The 14,812-nt window shown below is 44.2% G+C and carries 21 protein-coding genes; 8 read left to right on the top strand and 13 right to left on the bottom strand.

Annotated features, from left to right (window positions below; genetic code table 11):
- The first annotated feature begins 105 nt into the window (after positions 1–105).
- On the top strand, positions 106–372 hold the full coding sequence (locus H5715_RS06465; protein WP_075184672.1) for a hypothetical protein: 267 nt from the start codon (positions 106–108) through the stop codon (positions 370–372).
- Positions 372–698 carry a hypothetical protein gene (locus H5715_RS06460; RefSeq protein WP_075184673.1) on the top strand — a complete coding sequence of 109 codons (327 nt, stop codon included), beginning with the start codon at positions 372–374 and terminating at the stop codon, positions 696–698. The genes H5715_RS06465 and H5715_RS06460 overlap by 1 nt, the downstream gene beginning before the upstream one ends.
- Positions 699–727: 29 nt before the next feature.
- On the opposite strand, the gene H5715_RS06455 is transcribed toward H5715_RS06460, so the two are convergent.
- Genes H5715_RS06455 through H5715_RS06445 form a run of 3 tightly spaced genes read right to left on the bottom strand, consistent with a single transcriptional unit; the run spans position 728 to position 1,949 of the window.
- Complete coding sequence (locus H5715_RS06455; protein WP_075184674.1) at positions 728–1,156, bottom strand: hypothetical protein; 429 nt, start codon at positions 1,154–1,156, stop codon at positions 728–730.
- Between the two features lie 8 nt (positions 1,157–1,164).
- Positions 1,165–1,482 carry a hypothetical protein gene (locus H5715_RS06450; protein ID WP_075184675.1) on the bottom strand — a complete coding sequence of 106 codons (318 nt, stop codon included), beginning with the start codon at positions 1,480–1,482 and terminating at the stop codon, positions 1,165–1,167.
- Between the two features lie 26 nt (positions 1,483–1,508).
- On the bottom strand, positions 1,509–1,949 hold the full coding sequence (locus H5715_RS06445; RefSeq protein ID WP_075184676.1) for a hypothetical protein: 441 nt from the start codon (positions 1,947–1,949) through the stop codon (positions 1,509–1,511).
- Between the two features lie 149 nt (positions 1,950–2,098).
- On the opposite strand from H5715_RS06445, the gene H5715_RS06440 reads away from it, so the two are divergent.
- From H5715_RS06440 to H5715_RS06430, 3 genes are all read left to right on the top strand, one after another.
- Positions 2,099–2,371, top strand: a complete 273-nt coding sequence (locus tag H5715_RS06440; RefSeq protein ID WP_075184677.1) for a helix-turn-helix domain-containing protein — start codon at positions 2,099–2,101, stop codon at positions 2,369–2,371.
- 99 nt (positions 2,372–2,470) lie between these two features.
- Positions 2,471–2,935, top strand: coding sequence for a DUF6367 family protein (locus H5715_RS06435; RefSeq protein ID WP_075184678.1), 465 nt, complete (start codon positions 2,471–2,473; stop codon positions 2,933–2,935).
- 60 nt (positions 2,936–2,995) lie between these two features.
- Complete coding sequence (locus H5715_RS06430) at positions 2,996–3,292, top strand: hypothetical protein (protein WP_075184679.1); 297 nt, start codon at positions 2,996–2,998, stop codon at positions 3,290–3,292.
- Positions 3,293–3,313: 21 nt separating this feature from the next.
- Here H5715_RS06430 and H5715_RS06425 read toward each other — a convergent pair whose 3' ends face one another.
- The gene (locus tag H5715_RS06425; protein WP_139309725.1) at positions 3,314–3,709 is read right to left on the bottom strand and encodes a hypothetical protein; all 396 of its coding nucleotides are present in this window, start codon (positions 3,707–3,709) and stop codon (positions 3,314–3,316) included.
- Positions 3,688–4,563: a hypothetical protein gene (locus H5715_RS06420; protein WP_075184681.1), complete on the bottom strand. Its 876-nt coding sequence runs from the start codon at positions 4,561–4,563 to the stop codon at positions 3,688–3,690. The genes H5715_RS06425 and H5715_RS06420 overlap by 22 nt, the downstream gene beginning before the upstream one ends.
- 131 nt (positions 4,564–4,694) lie before the next feature.
- Between H5715_RS06420 and H5715_RS06415 the strand changes: the two genes are divergently transcribed.
- A complete protein-coding gene (locus tag H5715_RS06415; protein WP_075184682.1) occupies positions 4,695–4,997 on the top strand; it encodes a hypothetical protein in 303 nt (100 codons plus the stop codon).
- A 655-nt stretch (positions 4,998–5,652) separates the two neighbouring features.
- On the opposite strand, the gene H5715_RS06410 is transcribed toward H5715_RS06415, so the two are convergent.
- The 8 genes from H5715_RS06410 to H5715_RS06375 all read right to left on the bottom strand — a co-directional run bounded on the left by H5715_RS06410 (position 5,653) and on the right by H5715_RS06375 (position 12,326).
- Positions 5,653–7,707: a TonB-dependent receptor plug domain-containing protein gene (locus tag H5715_RS06410; RefSeq protein ID WP_083607933.1), complete on the bottom strand. Its 2,055-nt coding sequence runs from the start codon at positions 7,705–7,707 to the stop codon at positions 5,653–5,655.
- Between the two features lie 111 nt (positions 7,708–7,818).
- Positions 7,819–8,142: a hypothetical protein gene (locus H5715_RS06405; RefSeq protein WP_075184684.1), complete on the bottom strand. Its 324-nt coding sequence runs from the start codon at positions 8,140–8,142 to the stop codon at positions 7,819–7,821.
- 133 nt (positions 8,143–8,275) lie between these two features.
- The gene (locus H5715_RS06400; protein WP_075184685.1) at positions 8,276–8,506 is read right to left on the bottom strand and encodes a hypothetical protein; all 231 of its coding nucleotides are present in this window, start codon (positions 8,504–8,506) and stop codon (positions 8,276–8,278) included.
- The gene (locus H5715_RS06395) at positions 8,503–9,060 is read right to left on the bottom strand and encodes a hypothetical protein (protein WP_075184686.1); all 558 of its coding nucleotides are present in this window, start codon (positions 9,058–9,060) and stop codon (positions 8,503–8,505) included. The genes H5715_RS06400 and H5715_RS06395 overlap by 4 nt, the downstream gene beginning before the upstream one ends.
- Positions 9,061–9,553: 493 nt before the next feature.
- Positions 9,554–10,081 carry a hypothetical protein gene (locus H5715_RS06390; RefSeq protein ID WP_075184688.1) on the bottom strand — a complete coding sequence of 176 codons (528 nt, stop codon included), beginning with the start codon at positions 10,079–10,081 and terminating at the stop codon, positions 9,554–9,556.
- 1 nt (position 10,082) lies between these two features.
- A complete protein-coding gene (locus H5715_RS06385) occupies positions 10,083–10,448 on the bottom strand; it encodes an STAS-like domain-containing protein (RefSeq protein WP_075184689.1) in 366 nt (121 codons plus the stop codon).
- Positions 10,445–11,599 (bottom strand): hypothetical protein, encoded by a 1,155-nt coding sequence (locus H5715_RS06380; protein ID WP_075184690.1) that lies wholly within the window; start codon positions 11,597–11,599, stop codon positions 10,445–10,447. The genes H5715_RS06385 and H5715_RS06380 overlap by 4 nt, the downstream gene beginning before the upstream one ends.
- A 547-nt stretch (positions 11,600–12,146) precedes the next feature.
- Positions 12,147–12,326 carry a hypothetical protein gene (locus H5715_RS06375; RefSeq protein WP_075184691.1) on the bottom strand — a complete coding sequence of 60 codons (180 nt, stop codon included), beginning with the start codon at positions 12,324–12,326 and terminating at the stop codon, positions 12,147–12,149.
- A gap of 306 nt (positions 12,327–12,632) precedes the next feature.
- On the opposite strand from H5715_RS06375, the gene H5715_RS06370 reads away from it, so the two are divergent.
- Both H5715_RS06370 and H5715_RS06365 read left to right on the top strand, forming a co-directional pair.
- Entirely contained in the window at positions 12,633–13,226 is a 594-nt protein-coding gene (locus H5715_RS06370) for a hypothetical protein (protein ID WP_083607934.1), read from the top strand.
- A 976-nt stretch (positions 13,227–14,202) separates the two neighbouring features.
- Positions 14,203–14,733 carry an REP-associated tyrosine transposase gene (locus H5715_RS06365; RefSeq protein WP_075184711.1) on the top strand — a complete coding sequence of 177 codons (531 nt, stop codon included), beginning with the start codon at positions 14,203–14,205 and terminating at the stop codon, positions 14,731–14,733.
- Positions 14,734–14,812: the final 79 nt, after the last annotated feature.

Below are 14,812 nucleotides of genomic sequence, written 5' to 3'. Positions count from 1 at the left end.
TGGGACGAAACGAAAGTGGTTACAAATATATTTATACGCTTTTAAAATCAGGAAATTATGTTCACATAAATATTGATACAACCATAATCAAAAAAGGTGAACACCATGTCAAACGAAGCATTCCCAGAAGAAGCAATCGAAGCTAAAAAAACACAATTCATCGAAAGTGCAAAGCAATCACTACTCGAAAAAATTAGACCTATCATCGAATACCATGTCCGTTCATCGGTAGCGCCCCACACCATCAACACCGAACAAGAGTTGAATCAGTACTACGTTGACGAAGCGGTGAGCGAACATGAAGCCAGTGGTAAACCAAAACACCCCTACAAGTCATTTTCTGATTTCGCTAAAGAACAGCGGGGCGAATAATGGAAGCCGCCGAACCCAAGCATAAAAATCTGACCGTCACACATTTACGCCCGGAATTGCACAACCTTTTTATTGCCCTATCTGAAATTGAAGGTTGTTCACGTGCTGAACTGCTTGAGGCGCTTTTATTTCCGTTCGTGAAAAACTGGATTGATCAGCGTGAACGCAATAATCCGAATATTGGTGAAGAGGTGATGGAATCGTTGCACCATGCAGTAAATGAGGCGTTTCTAAACCAAACAGTGATACATTGCAGCCGCTATATGCCACACTCAACAGTGCAAAAAGAAAAGCGCCAGATAGTGAAAGATCGAATGTTGAGGTAAAAATAAAGGGGCTGTATCGCCCCCTGAAATCACTTGGTGTTCAGTTTTGTTCGAACAAATTCAACCACCTTTTCGAATCGCTGCAAAGGTTCTTTTGGTTTTTCAGCCATCGTATCAAGAACCCAAAACACACCAAGTAAACCAAGCCCAAAGCCAAACGGTATGCCGACCGTCCACCAAAATTTGCTTGATGGATATTCAATGGCAGACCATATTTCCACACCGTCATCGACTTTGGCGACATTGAGCCAGACCTCAACCTTTCGACCGCGTTCAACACCATCAGCGCAAACTTTAATCACACTTTCTTCACGCTCGATTCTGTCTAACTCGGTTTCAGGATTGGGGAACGGGTAGTCAGACCAATATTTTTGCACCAGCGTGTAGACGGTCATCAAGTCTGCATCAGTCGATAACAGTTCTGAATTTTCGAGTTTTACTCTATCGAGAAAAGCCATTGTTACCCCTACTGGAACTTTTCGAGGTATTGAGCATAGGCAGCAAGGATGAACCACACAATGCCAACAAAACCAATGATAAACGCCTTAATGCCGCGCCCTTTGACCTCAACAGGATGCTCTCCTGCAATGGTTTTTAATGAACTACGTTTAATCAGATAGGCAGGAAATGCGATGATCCATAACAACAACGCACATACCGCCCATGCCCCAGCAGACAGGTTAAACACCCCACCTTTTTCGGTTTTACCGATTTTGTTTTTTGTGGCATCGAGATAAATCCAAACAGCGGTGGCAGCAACAACTAAAATGAAAATTGGGTTCATGATTAAGTCCTTAAAAATGTGGTGATTTATGATTGTGAGCTACAGCAATCGAGGCTACCCGCTCGAAGGCAATGCAGTATTTTTCCTTCCACCAAGTCAGAAATTTGAATAGCGCCAAGCTGGTCTACTTGTTCAGCGTTTTTAAAAACTTCAGAACTCTTTTTATATTCAATCATCATGGCTTTGACGCTTTCGGGGACATCCCCACCAGCGTATGCCATCAGGTCAGCGGTGCATTGCACAGCATATTCACCTAATTCCAAGCCTGTTTGGGCTTTGGTTAAAGCTACCCAGCTTAGAAACATGCCATCTTTTTCAGTATCTACGGTTTCCTGAATACCTTGGGCAATCAATGCCCCGTATTCACGGTCAAAGCTTGATGCTGAAGCGGTAGAACCATCAGTGCATCCCCATAGGAGAAGCAGCGGAATAGACAAAAGTGTCAAATACAGTTTCTTGTCAAACATTAGTTATCGTTCCTCTTGTGTTGGCGGCAATATCGTCATGATATTGTGACTAATAGTCTACGAACCTACCTTTTTAACATGCATGTGACTCATAGTCCATAGTGTTACGCTTAAAAGTGTTGATTATAGGTAACATTTGGGTGTTGCCTATGAGTCAACAAAAGTCGAGAAGATTAGAGCCGAATCCCGTGCTAATTCCCTTTGGAAAGCACATTCTTGAATTAAGAAAGAGGAAGAAGTTGAGCCAGGAAGACTTGGCTGGTATTTGTCAGCTTGACCGAACTTATATTTCCGGGATTGAAAACGGAAAGCGTAATGTTAGCCTGACCAACATTTTTAAAATTGCTCAAGCGTTAGGAGTAAAACCAAAAGTGCTCTTTGATTATCCGGGAGTGGGTGAAACAGTTATTGATAGTGAATGACGCATAAAATATCAAAATGGCGCTTGAGCATATTTGCCCATATCACCGCAAGTGACTAATATTTTTCTATTGATTGATTTTATCGGACAGGGTTAGCTAATGGTCAAACATATGGGCTTTTTAGAGTATTTGGACGCGGAAGAAATTGATTATCTCATATTGGAAGTACCTACCGACCTTTTTGGTGATTGGGTTGTTCTTGATGAAAGCCAGTGGCGAGATTCGAGAGTAAAAAACTGGATGTACCGTGTTGACCCTGCACGACCTGAACAAAATCAGCGGCGTCACGTCCATATTGCACAATCAAAACATATTAATACCAAAACTCAACAAGCTTCTTGGAATGACAATGCTACTCAGCATGACAAGCATTCATTCAATGCTAAAATAGGATCGAATAAAACTGTTCAAGTGATTGCTCGTCGTGCGCTGGGCTTGAGTGATGACGTTATTTTGGAAAGAGTCACCGACTTAATTGAGTGTCAATCGGTGACTCTTATTGAAGAGAATATGCAGGGTATTGAATCCAATCTATGGCAAGTTTCGCCAATTCAATCAGAATAGTTTATGCAAAAATTTGGTAACTAATACTTACTCTAACCCGCTAACTGAGTTGAAAGCCCTATGATTGAATATCGGTTTAGAATTGAAAAGGTCATCCGTGATAACTTCGCAGCTGTCGATGTAATTGAAGAATGCTCGAACAACCGCTTTCCCGTAAACATTGACGGATACCAAGTTGAAAATACAGGAATATTTCCAGAGATTACTGCATTTTTGAAAAAGAAATATAACATTGATTTTGAAGTTAAACGTCGAGAAGACTCTGAAGAAAACCACAACAACAACGAAGGCGTGTGGACTTTTATTCAGGATGATGTAAAAGTAATAGTCAAGGATATATGGAGAACTGTTCTTTGAGTTAGAATAAGCTGTAGTAGCTTAAATATTATCCAAAACAACAATTACGCTGCCTAACTGATTTCCAATTTCTCCGGGTTTGTATTCAATCTCAATTTTATTTTTTTTAATAATGAGTTTTTCTGGTATTCCAATAGAAGTATCAACGTGCGCCTGAGACAGAGTGTCAGTAGTGGTTATTCCACATTCATCAAATGATGGCGCCCCCCTGAACAACTCATAGAAGTGTTCTTTCTCGCTAAAGCCAGATGTTCGTAAGTAAAGGTGTAGCCCTTTGTTGTTTAGTGATTCATTTCCGATTTCTTGAATGGAATCGGCTACCATACAATCTGGCTTTTTCGAACAAGCCGAAATGGCAAACCCCAGCATCACAAGCACGAATATCTTTTTCAAAATCATTTCCAGAGTTCCTGCCATGTGGATAGATACTTAAAGTCCTTAGCAACACCAATTTTTGTAAGATGATGAGAAAGTCCATCAGGAAGCTTTAATACAAAGCCTTTAGCTAACGGAATGTCAGTAATATAGCCTTTGCTGAATGGCTCAAAATCGTAAATGCTTTCAACTTTCCATGACGATAAGAAGTTAGCACCATTTTTGGTTGTGTTGACCTTTAAATAAAAACGGTGGTCAGCATTTTTTAAGCGTTGATTGGTCTGTTCTACAAGCAGTGCGCCATTATTTAAAATGTAGCCGTGGGTATTGACGTTCCTCTTGCCTCTCATCAAAGGTTTTGCATATGAGGAGTTGAGAAATGCTCTATCACCTGTGCTGATATTAGACAAAGGACTTCGCTTTGAGGCAATGTCTTTAATGTGGGACTTCATCGCAGTCATTGTATCTTTGACAATAACGGATTCTTTATACACTTGTGCATTGATTGTTAATATTTTCCCATCGCCATTAACATAATGGTTCGCTAAGTCAGCAGCTTCTTTAAAGCCGTGATATTTGCCACCCCACCATAGAGCCTCGAAAAGTTCTCTCATAAATTCCTTTTCATTGCTGGTGAACTGTCTTCCCGTCTTACCTTTGCAGGTGAGGTAATCAATTGTGTTTTGTAATAGGTCAAAGCTTTCTTTTGACTCAAATACAGCAACCTTGCCCATGTGCCATAGTGGTGCAGATGGAATATTTTCTCGGTCTTCTAAGCATTGGTTGCCTTTTGCAATTACGCTTTCAACTGACATAACGAATGGTGCCCCGTGTTGTAGTTTTCCCTGAATGGTGATGTTCAAAACCAGCCAATTATAAATCAGTGTGACGGACATCACAGGAATTGCTTCACAGGTTGATTTTGCGATGACGCCAATAACGTCATTTTGGGTCGATGTGATAATTGATTACCCCATAGCCCTCGACTACCCTAAAAGACACAATCAATCACCACGGGGCACCTAATATGTCAGTGAAACCAGTAACTTTTTTGAAGTGCAGCAGTGTGGAAAGCATTACCGACATTAACAACCAGTTTGAATATGAGGACAACTACCCACAAGGAAGCGGTGACCCACCTTTGGTGTCATGTGGTCAAAACGGTAATTACAACGAGCTTGAGTACATCTATAAGACTAAGCTGAAGGGGTTTGTAGATGATCCGAATTCACCCGTAACTGAGAAGAAAGCATATGAGGCGTTGTGCTTGACTTGCCACGAATTAGATAGCCCCAGAAGCCGAGATAAGTTCTACGAACGACGTCAGTAAATACTGGATGTGAAATTTACAGATTGACCGAGCCTATACGCGGGGTTGAATTATCACGATTTTAACCCTGTGTAAGCAATGTTTTTGCACACTTTAACTACACAAATACTTACACATACAGGTCTGAACTCCTTATTATACTGATATCCTTTGGAGACTTAAAATCTCCCGGCCTTCTGGCTGTGCCGGTTCAAGTCCGGCCCCGGGCACCACATACCTTCCAGCACTCCCTTACCCCAATCACCGAATTTAGTCGGTAACAGAGCCAAGCCCGGACTTGAACCGGAGGTTCGCTAAATGCGACGGAAGGGCATTTTGCAACGAGAAGCCCCGCAGGGGGGGCAAACAGGCCTAAGCCTGTTTGGATTCACCCGGCCCCGGGCGCCACTATTCATGGGTCAGAAGGGTTTTAAAAAGTACTTATCGTAGGCAGTACCTAGCTTTCATTTTCAGGCGAATGCGTCCTTACCCGATAACCTACGCAACCTTAACCCACGCCTTACTATGACTGTCCAGCTAGTGGTTGAGGCCGAAAAAGGATCCCGACGTACATTCATTATTATCAAATAATTAGCAAAGAGAGAAGTCAATTAGCCTGCGGGAAAGCTTATACTTTTAACAATTAAAGGTAAGATTAGATTGATCGCCCTCACTTTTAGAAACGAAAATTCAGGGAGACAGAGGCATTGATAGCCGTATCAGGAACACCTTCTTCATGCCCAAAATAAGAAGGTAAATAATTGTTCCTATCGAATAGATTCCTCACTGCGAATTGCGCAGTAAGTCTTTCAGTTTGCTCCCAGTTAAAAATCACATCCGCTCGAAAAAACTGACGACTCCCTTGAGAAACGCCCGACTCAGAGGCTTCCTGTCGATGATGAAACCGATTGTTCATATATACATCCAAACGATCGGAGAGCTGGTAACCAAGCCCTAGGTTTAGTATCCAGTCTGGAAAAGCCGCATAATCGTCATTCGAATCTACATTCCTACTTTTAATATAGGATAGCGAAAGATCCGCTCGGCTTCTATTTCTTTCAAATTTCGCCTCAAACTCGGCTCCATAAGCCTCGTTTTTCCCCGTGTTTTGGTATTGCAGTACAAAATCACCTTCGGGCTGATCTAAAAGCACCGATCTAATCGCATCACTCCACCAGTTTTTAAAGGCAGTCACGCTGACAAAATAATCTTGTACTTGGCGCTGAAAGACAACTTCAATGTTATCCAACTGATCCGGCTGTATATCAAAATTGGGCTTTGTTGTAGAGGCACCGTAAAGGTGGAATAGGTTCGGAGCACGAAAAGCATGTCCATACGAAAGCTTCCAAACAGAGCCCTCACCAACAGGCCCTATCAAACTAAGCCTCGGGCTAGCTTGCAGATCAAAAGACGTATATTTATCTAGCCTCAAGCCATACACAAAATCGATACTACTCGACGCTATTGACGTTCTGCCATCAAAAAACAAGCTGTGAACATCATCACTGAAACCTGTCTCTACACGCTGATTGTTGGTAACACTATCGTCTTTACCAATAAGCGTCTCCGCAAAATCATCAAGAGATCCCGACCGAAAGTCGTAACCATAGGCCACGGACGAATCACGAAACTCATGCCGATTGAGAACCTGAAAACCAAAATGACTTTCTTCGCGATCCTCATCAAGACGAAATCCCAAAAAAGTATTGCTTAAATCGGTACTGAAGAAATCAACATTACGCCAATAATACGCAAAGGCAGACAGTGAAGAACGCTCCGAACGCCGGTGGTTAATCCCAACTTTCAGAACGCTAGTCAAACTGCTGTAGTCAGACCAGTCTTTGTCCTCCTGCAATGATTCACCCAAAATTTCTCTCCCTACACCGGGTAACTGATTAGCGTCTACCTTAAACAAATAGGCCGTTCCGATATATTCAGTAGTTTGGTTAGGCGTATACATATAGCTGAAAACACCATTAAGTATTTCCTGCTCATTACTTCTTTCGCCAGATTTATGCAGTCCACTCGCCGGCTCTGTATAAGGGTAACGCAAGTCTTGATCGCCAAACTTTCGATAACTTAATGTCGTGCCAGCCTGATGAGTACCTTGCTCGGCAGTGTGGCTACTCACAGAAAGCGCAGAATAGTCGTGACTCCCCAAAGCGCTGGAAACACTCGTACTTTTTCCATATTCACTATCATTGGAGTGCGACTTGGTTTGCAGGGACAATACACCGTGAAAGGCATCCGTTCCGTGCAACGATGAGCCAGGCCCCCTTATTAATTCAAGACTTTCCAAAGCGGCAAGATCATAACCATTCGCCGAAAGCAAACCCGTACCGGATCTTATTTTGTTCATAGGGATACCATCCAAACGAACGGCGATACCCGTATCCGCAGCAAAATCGAAATACCCGCGCACGGCAAACATTTGAGTTGTTCCGGCGCCCTGTACGCCTATCGAAGATGGCATATGGCTCAGTGCCTCACCGAGTGTTCTTGCCCCTTGTTGCTTCCATTGAATGGGAGAGCTGTGCACAACGGTTGTCGCGGAACTCATCTTTGTCTCATCAAAATGGGAGGTACTAGAAATTGTTACATCTAACAAATCAGCAAGCGACATGTTAAAGAGGCTATTACTACTAGAGTCAGAGAAAGCGAAGCAGGAGAACCCCGCAACGACTAGGGTTAATGACCATTTGATCTGAAAAACATGCCATATGGCACTCATAAGTGCTCCCTCACCTATTTAAAGGGCAATGCATACAACGCGAATTTGGTAAAGAGTGTAGCACTGAACATAGTCTTTGACATTATGGTTAAGAGTTCAACGGATATGAACTTAGATTGTTACGTACCCCAACCTAACACAGCCAACGGTAACCTTGAAATATTCCTGAGATCCGGTAACGGCCAACAGCGGACACCGGGATGTGCCAACTTGAGAGTGTGAAATATGGTGAATAAGATAAATTACTTCCTCCGCGATCACCATATTTCCGTTTTCGTCTGACTTGCCAGAAGCCAGCTGTTCTGGCTCTTGAATATGACGATTACGACGCACACCTTCCATAGATCTACGTGCAGCAGCTAGGGCTAATTCCTTATCGGGCTTACCCCTTAGTTGCGCGTTCTGTTTTTGAGAGAGGCGGATTACCTTTGCCATTTATAACGCTATGAAATGTCAGGGCGTTTTGGCTTTATTGCGCTGCGCGTTGAGCTTCGTTGCCATTAACTTGGCATCATGTTTTGATTTGCCTTTAATAGCATCGAGCTTCTTTTGAATACCTGCGTCAGCGCTATTCTTTTTGTTGTTCGTCGTCGTCATCATCTTTCCCCGATTCGCGGATATCCTTAATTAATTTTCTGTATTCAATATCATTGCGTGGCCCAAAATATGGCCCTTCGTGACCTTCCTTCTCAATAGCATCCCCCAGCCCGTCATAGTTACGGCCTTTCTCTGCCATATTTTTCTTGGCTTGGTCAATTTTCTTCTGAATCTCGCTGTCCAGCTCGTCGTCATTCATCATTTTAACCTCAGCATCAAGTGGGTCACATCATCCCGCCAGTTGGTAACAGGGCTGTAACCCTTACTTTGATAAAGCCGCGTGTGAGCAGGGGAAACAGGATCACACAGCCAGATCTCCTGCGCACCATTAATGCTGGCGTACAGGTCTGCTGCGTAGAGGGTAATATCGAGTACCTTACCTGCCAACTCGTTATTGACTGGGGAGCGCTCAAGGGCGTGAAGTCTTAGCACAAGCCTGTTACGTTCCATCATACCGTAACATAGCCCGTGCAGCGTTCCGCCCCGTCTAATCGCCATGTCGAACCGTCTAGCCCCGCCGCGACCATGATGCTCATTGTACAGTCGCACCCAATCCCAAGTCGCCGCTTTCTCAGGCTTAGGCCACAGTTTCTTCCAAGAGCTTGCTTCATTGGCATCTTTGAAAGAGATTTCAGAGAGAGTGATTCCAAGACCGCCAAAATCCTTCTCAGCATTACGAAACACCTGCGCCCGTAGCTTTTCATGGTAGCTAGCGGTTTGTTTATAGGTGAGTGAGCCATATTGCTCTGCATCCATGTGTTATTCCCCAAGTATGATAATTTCAAAAGCCTCGATTATATTGAGAAGGGGGCTGGTGGTCTGCGATATATAGCGCCAGTCACAATCAAAGTGCAGAATTCAATTCCTCATTCTGGACTTGAACCAATGGCGATTAATGCAGCTACAGCCGAAGAGAGCGACCAGCAAGGGTTTCTCACAGCAAGTGCAATCAACTGCGTTGTAGACTCAGTTAGTCAAAGCTTGCCTGAAATAGAAGAGACTGCAAACGAACTATGGAAAATGACTAGATCGTCACGTTAACCAAAGATTGGGCGCCAAAGAGCTTGGTGAACAATTTGAATCATAGCCGTGGCTCACTTTTGATCTGGCTGTTTTGGCCGAAACGACTTGACCTAATCTAACAGGCGACTTTCGGCCAGATAGGGGGCGTTAGATATTAAACCCAGGAAATGCAATTCGATTCAATTTCGGCATTTTTATACACGCCAATATTGTTCATGCCAAACTGCTATAAATTTGCAATACTGGTAACTATCGATCCGCAAAAATTCTGTGTCTTTCTTACGTTTTTCGTAGACACTTTTTTATCCTGACTCTCAAATGTACCGCCTAAAGCGTGATCATAGAGTTGAGCAATCGAATCATGTATTCGGTCGCTTATTTTGTTTGATACGTCTTTGTTGGTAAATATTTTGAAATTCCTACGAATCTGACTATGTAATACCTTCATTTTAATTTCGTCAGTCGTATCCTTTTCCTCGCAACGATTTCTGCTCCAATACTCGATAGAACGTGACTCGAACTCTTCAACCAGCTTGACCAAAGATATTTTCTGCGCCTGAAGCCACTTTCGGTGATCATCTTTTCTGTGCAGTTTGTCGGTCAATATATACGCAACTGCAGCTCCCATTAAAGCGGCAATCACTCCGCCCGCCGCTGTAGAGAATAGTGAATACCACCACTCTATCTTCGTACCCAAAATCAACTGTTCGAGCAGGTGATTTTGAGACTCAATCAAACGATCAAAATCCGCCATCCTACGCCTTTTTAGTTTTTACGTATTTTTCAGAGTTGTATTTCGCATCCGCTATATATTTGGAGACCCGTTTAGCAAAGAACTCAAACTCTTCGTCATGGAACACAATGTCCAGTTTCGAAAGGAGTTCTTGCGATTTATAGTGGCCATAGATCACACAGCCAGCAAATGCCTCAACCAAAAATGACGAGCCGTAGCCATCTACATCGTCATCGATTATGACACAAAGCTTTTCTCCTTCCCCCAATGCCGATAACTTGGGAAGAAGAAAGTCCTCCCTAAATTCCTCTCCGCTTCCCTCACCATCACTGTAATAGCGGCCTATCGGATGAGAATTAAACTGCTTTCCAATATTAAACGCCTTCATACTTTGGGCCTACTTCCAAGGGTTACTTTCCAAATTATTAAAGTCCCCAACACAGGGGATGAGAAATGCTCTGTCTTCGTTCTCTCTTTCCCATTTTCAATCGAATACTTGCACAGTCCGTGTCCACTTAGAATAGAGAGGTAACCAGCCCCCCTTTCCTTAACAAACTCCAGTAAATCTTGGAGCCCCTTTCCCCTATTCTCATTGTCAGTTCTTGTCCTAGAATGCTCCATCGCTCCCTTGATAAGAGTAGAGTGATGCAATCTCTGGGCCAATGGTATATCCCACTCTGAGAGGAGCTTTGTGATTTTTTCCCAGTACTTTGATGCTGGCAAAGAACCAGGTATTCCAACGCCCTGATCATAGAAAACCACTTTCATTTCATTTGTTTCCGTATCAAAGGCGCCAGTTAAATACCAATTTTTATCGTGATCTGCGATCGGATGCCCTTCTGGATAGGCGTGATGACCTACGTTGGTAATTGCCTCGTCTAAACCGCCACTGAGCATCGGCCACTTTTCGATTTTCTCTCTTCCAACAATGTCTAACATCTTTGACTTAAGGCCATGGCTTTTATTTTGACAGCTACCCTTTACGTATTTAACAATTTTAATTTGAGCATCTTCTCCATTACACGGCAAATTAAGTTTGCCATGACCAAATAAGTCGAAGAACCCCAGCTCCCTAAAGCGAGTGAGTATTTCGGGGTTCCATGTTTCCAGTCTTGGAGTCAAATTGCCTGGTAGCTGATCCTGCCAAAGCGACAACTCTGCAGTTAAAACTAAGGCCGCAGAGGTTGATATTTGCTGTAAGTCATCAAAGTGGACGTGTCCGATCCTGTATAGGGTATGAGGGCTAGAAAAAGCTTTGGCAAGCTTACGAATCGCCGTAATGTACAAGATTGTCTCGTCATACCTATCAGAGAAATTCATTTTTGTCGGAAGATAGATATCAACACTTCTTCTACGTACGATCTGCGCATTTAGGCCTTTTTCAACCAACCCGTCAAGCCAACCCTCTTCGTGATCTTGGCTTTTCGCCTGACCTTTACACTTCCTATCAGCTCTACGCCCTTGTTTCGTACGATTTTGCCTGTGCAATAACCCTATTAACACTGCACGACTTTTTCTAGAGGCAGATATTTTCTTCATTTAGTGAGTCTCAATATCCTTGAAATAAAAAATAACGATGGGGGCATCCATTTAGCTAACTTCCCCTTTGGCTCGTTTGCAGACAGCCAAGCGTGATCAAGCCTTCCCATTATATATTGATAGTGGGAAGGTAAAGCGGTGTATTTTGGGAAAGCGCGCTCTTGCATAGTTCACAGTGGTCGCGTATAGGCGCTGCTGAAGTTTGCTAGAGCCTAGCGGGTCGAGACGACTGTTTAGCTCGATGTACCGAACGTCTCAATCTTGGTTCGCTTAGGTTTCCCGCTTTGTCCGGTTCTACAACAGGTTTTTCTGTAAATGTCAGAATACGGTTCCGAAATAAATTCGGAAAATGCCGAATCAGGTAATCACTGTAACACTCTGTTACTCAAGGAATTATTTCAAACTGGTTCCAAATAAGGGTGTTAAACGTTGTGAGTAGGCTTGTATTCAGAATTGTTAAAGCCGGATTTTCAAATTTAGCCGTGTTAAACACCAAAAAAGGCAACCTATAGGCCGTGTGAACCAATAGGCTGTGCCTAGTCACAGCTTAGGCCACTTCTTTCTGAAAGTTCGAGCTGTACAGGTGGTCAACATACTCTCCGATCGTTGAAAACTCATCGAGGCTTGGTATGGTTTCCAGTGTGTCGACATCAACCTTGCCATGGAGAAGCTGCTTAATCATGAACTGCTGAGCAGCCAAAAGGGTTACACCCAGGACGCCCTGCATGGCTACCTCCTCATTGATCCCACCAAAGAAACCACGAGGCACCGTTGAGTTGCGTCCTGTGTGTTGTCGTAATACTCACCCAGCAGCTCCTCAACTGTGATCTTTGAGAGAGCTTCTGATACAACGAAACCATCTCTGGTATATACAGCTTTAAGCACAGAATCCCATTTGTGCTACTTACTACAAAGCGGAAATATTTGAGCGCACACAAAGAACACAAAAACAAGCGTTGACCCGGTAAGGCGTGGCTATTAGGGTACCCCGCACAGTGGTTTATGGAGCGAGTATCTTGCCCGTAAACCCATAATGACAGCACTAGTCGTTATCCACGCAGTGACCATCGCAGCCATTATTGCCCACGTTATTATTAACAACACCCATAGAAAGGAATTTCACATTATGGTGCAAAATAGTCGATTAGATATAAACATTTCCGAGGAAGATCTGGCCGAAATTATCAACGCGGTTACCACCCTTACCGAAAAGCTCGCGCCTCATTTAATTAGCCTTACTCCTGAAGAACGCATGTCGCTACCCAAAATGGGCAACACCACACGTTCCTTTGTCAACAAAAGCTTGGAATACACAAGCCAATACCCGGAGTTTTTGCCCAGCTTTATAGACCAGGCCTCCTTCGCAAAGGATATGCAGGTCACAGATATACTGAGCCAGCTCCTGCGCAGCCTCCAGCCCATGCTAAGCAACCTCAGCGACAGCCATATGCTGAGCGGCTCTGAAGCCTACCAAAAGGCACTGATTTACTATCGAAGCGTACAACTGGCGGCCAAAAACAGTATTGCCAATGCTGGCACTATATACGGCGACCTAGCCAGACGCTTTCAGCGCCGAGGCAAAGCAGGCAGCCCGGCGGCAAACCAAACCGAAGCCGAACCAGCATAAGCACGCCATCCTAAGAGCAAACCTTTTGGCCAAGGAGCTTCCTTCAAGCCAGCACATTGAAGCCTTTAGTCGCAATGGCAGAGCTTTTAGCTAGAGTGTTGAAGCTTTTAGCTTGAGTAGGGCACCTCCAAGCTCGGATGTTGAAGCTTTTAGCTGCAATGGCGGAGCTTTTAGCTAGAGTTTTGAAGCTTTTAGCTTGAGTAGGGCACCTCAGAGCTCGGATGTTGATGCTTTTAGCTGCAATGGCGGAGCTTTTAGCTAGAGTTTTGAAGCTTTTAGCTTGAGTAGGGCACCTCAGAGCTCGGATGTTGATGCTTTTAGCTGCAATTGCGGAGCTTATAGCTAGAGTTTTGAAGCTTTTAGCTTGAGTAGGGTACCTCCAAGCTCGGATGTTGAAGCTTTTAGCTGCAATGGCGGAGCTTTTAGCTAGAGTGTTGAAGCTTTTAGCTTGAGTAGGGCACCTCCAAGCTCGGATGTTGATGCTTTTAGCTGCAATCCCCTCGTTCCCACGCTCCCGCGTGGGAACACATACGGAGCCATAACTAATGGATAGAAGCCGCTACAAAATTACCGAGCCACAACTGCCTCACTCGTTCCCACGCAGGAGCATGGGAACGAGCCAGGTATTTTCTAGAGTTTTCCCTCGTTCCCACGCTCCCGCGTGGGAACACATACGGAGCCATAACTAATGGATAGAAGCCGCTACAAAATTACCGAGCCACAACTGCCTCCCTCGTTCCCACGCAGGAGCATGGGAACGAGCCAGGTATTTTCTAGAGTTTTCCCCTCGTTCCCACGCTCCCGCGTGGGAACACATACGGAGCCATAACTAATGGATAGAAGCCGCTACAAAATTACCGAGCCACAACTGCCTCACTCGTTCCCACACAGGAGCATGGGAACGAGCCAGGTATTTTCTAGAGTTTTCCCCTCGTTCCCACGCTCCCGCGTGGGAACGCATACGGAGCCATAACTAATGGGTAGAAGCCGCTACAAAATTACCGAGCCACAACTGCCTCACTTCGTCACCCTGACGGTGTTGCATTGGATACCCGTATTCACACGCAAAGAAACCGTCAACATCCTGCTGGATTCGTTGCGCTTTTTAAACAAAGAAGGCCTCAACGTGTATGCTTGGGTCGTTTTAGAAAACCACTGCCATTTTGTATTGCAAAGCAAGGCGCTGGACCAAGACATTGCCCGATTAAAATCATGGACGGCCAAACAACTGATTCATTATCTTACTGAAAATAATGTGAGGCAGATTCTGGATCAGTTAGCTTTCTATAAAAAAGCCTATAAGCACGATCGTGCTTACCAATTTTGGCAGGAAGGGGTGCACCCTGAGTTAATTCAAGGCGAGGATATGATGAGGCAAAAAATTGAATATATTCACCAAAATCCGATTAAGCGTGGTTATGTTGATGAGACAGTACATTGGCGATACTCCAGTGCTAAAGATTACGCAGGCTTGCCGGGTTTGTTGGAGGTTTGTACATGTTGGTAGCCAGTTATGCATTCCCACGCGGGAGCGTGGGAACGAGCCCGATAGAATGAAAGTGGCTACCACTCGTTCTCCTTTGCCA

This window comes from Teredinibacter haidensis (assembly GCF_014211975.1).
Classification (GTDB): domain Bacteria; phylum Pseudomonadota; class Gammaproteobacteria; order Pseudomonadales; family Cellvibrionaceae; genus Teredinibacter; species Teredinibacter haidensis.
This window is presented reverse-complemented; position numbering and strand designations above follow the sequence as displayed.

Bases quoted from the DNA above. Each gene is read 5' to 3' on its own strand.
- H5715_RS06385 (WP_075184689.1), bottom strand. From the start codon at position 10,448: ATGAAGGCGTTTAATATTGGAAAGCAGTTTAATTCTCATCCGATAGGC.
- H5715_RS06445 (WP_075184676.1), bottom strand. From the start codon at position 1,949: ATGTTTGACAAGAAACTGTATTTGACACTTTTGTCTATTCCGCTGCTT.
- H5715_RS06440 (WP_075184677.1), top strand. From the start codon at position 2,099: ATGAGTCAACAAAAGTCGAGAAGATTAGAGCCGAATCCCGTGCTAATT.
- H5715_RS06420 (WP_075184681.1), bottom strand. From the start codon at position 4,563: ATGTCCGTCACACTGATTTATAATTGGCTGGTTTTGAACATCACCATT.
- H5715_RS06365 (WP_075184711.1), top strand. From the start codon at position 14,203: ATGGGTAGAAGCCGCTACAAAATTACCGAGCCACAACTGCCTCACTTC.
- H5715_RS06435 (WP_075184678.1), top strand. From the start codon at position 2,471: ATGGTCAAACATATGGGCTTTTTAGAGTATTTGGACGCGGAAGAAATT.
- H5715_RS06460 (WP_075184673.1), top strand. From the start codon at position 372: ATGGAAGCCGCCGAACCCAAGCATAAAAATCTGACCGTCACACATTTA.
- H5715_RS06400 (WP_075184685.1), bottom strand. From the start codon at position 8,506: ATGATGAATGACGACGAGCTGGACAGCGAGATTCAGAAGAAAATTGAC.
- H5715_RS06410 (WP_083607933.1), bottom strand. From the start codon at position 7,707: ATGAGTGCCATATGGCATGTTTTTCAGATCAAATGGTCATTAACCCTA.
- H5715_RS06395 (WP_075184686.1), bottom strand. From the start codon at position 9,060: ATGGATGCAGAGCAATATGGCTCACTCACCTATAAACAAACCGCTAGC.
- H5715_RS06450 (WP_075184675.1), bottom strand. From the start codon at position 1,482: ATGAACCCAATTTTCATTTTAGTTGTTGCTGCCACCGCTGTTTGGATT.
- H5715_RS06380 (WP_075184690.1), bottom strand. From the start codon at position 11,599: ATGAAGAAAATATCTGCCTCTAGAAAAAGTCGTGCAGTGTTAATAGGG.
- H5715_RS06455 (WP_075184674.1), bottom strand. From the start codon at position 1,156: ATGGCTTTTCTCGATAGAGTAAAACTCGAAAATTCAGAACTGTTATCG.
- H5715_RS06405 (WP_075184684.1), bottom strand. From the start codon at position 8,142: ATGGCAAAGGTAATCCGCCTCTCTCAAAAACAGAACGCGCAACTAAGG.
- H5715_RS06430 (WP_075184679.1), top strand. From the start codon at position 2,996: ATGATTGAATATCGGTTTAGAATTGAAAAGGTCATCCGTGATAACTTC.
- H5715_RS06370 (WP_083607934.1), top strand. From the start codon at position 12,633: ATGACAGCACTAGTCGTTATCCACGCAGTGACCATCGCAGCCATTATT.
- H5715_RS06465 (WP_075184672.1), top strand. From the start codon at position 106: ATGTCAAACGAAGCATTCCCAGAAGAAGCAATCGAAGCTAAAAAAACA.
- H5715_RS06425 (WP_139309725.1), bottom strand. From the start codon at position 3,709: ATGGCAGGAACTCTGGAAATGATTTTGAAAAAGATATTCGTGCTTGTG.
- H5715_RS06375 (WP_075184691.1), bottom strand. From the start codon at position 12,326: ATGCAGGGCGTCCTGGGTGTAACCCTTTTGGCTGCTCAGCAGTTCATG.
- H5715_RS06390 (WP_075184688.1), bottom strand. From the start codon at position 10,081: ATGGCGGATTTTGATCGTTTGATTGAGTCTCAAAATCACCTGCTCGAA.
- H5715_RS06415 (WP_075184682.1), top strand. From the start codon at position 4,695: ATGTCAGTGAAACCAGTAACTTTTTTGAAGTGCAGCAGTGTGGAAAGC.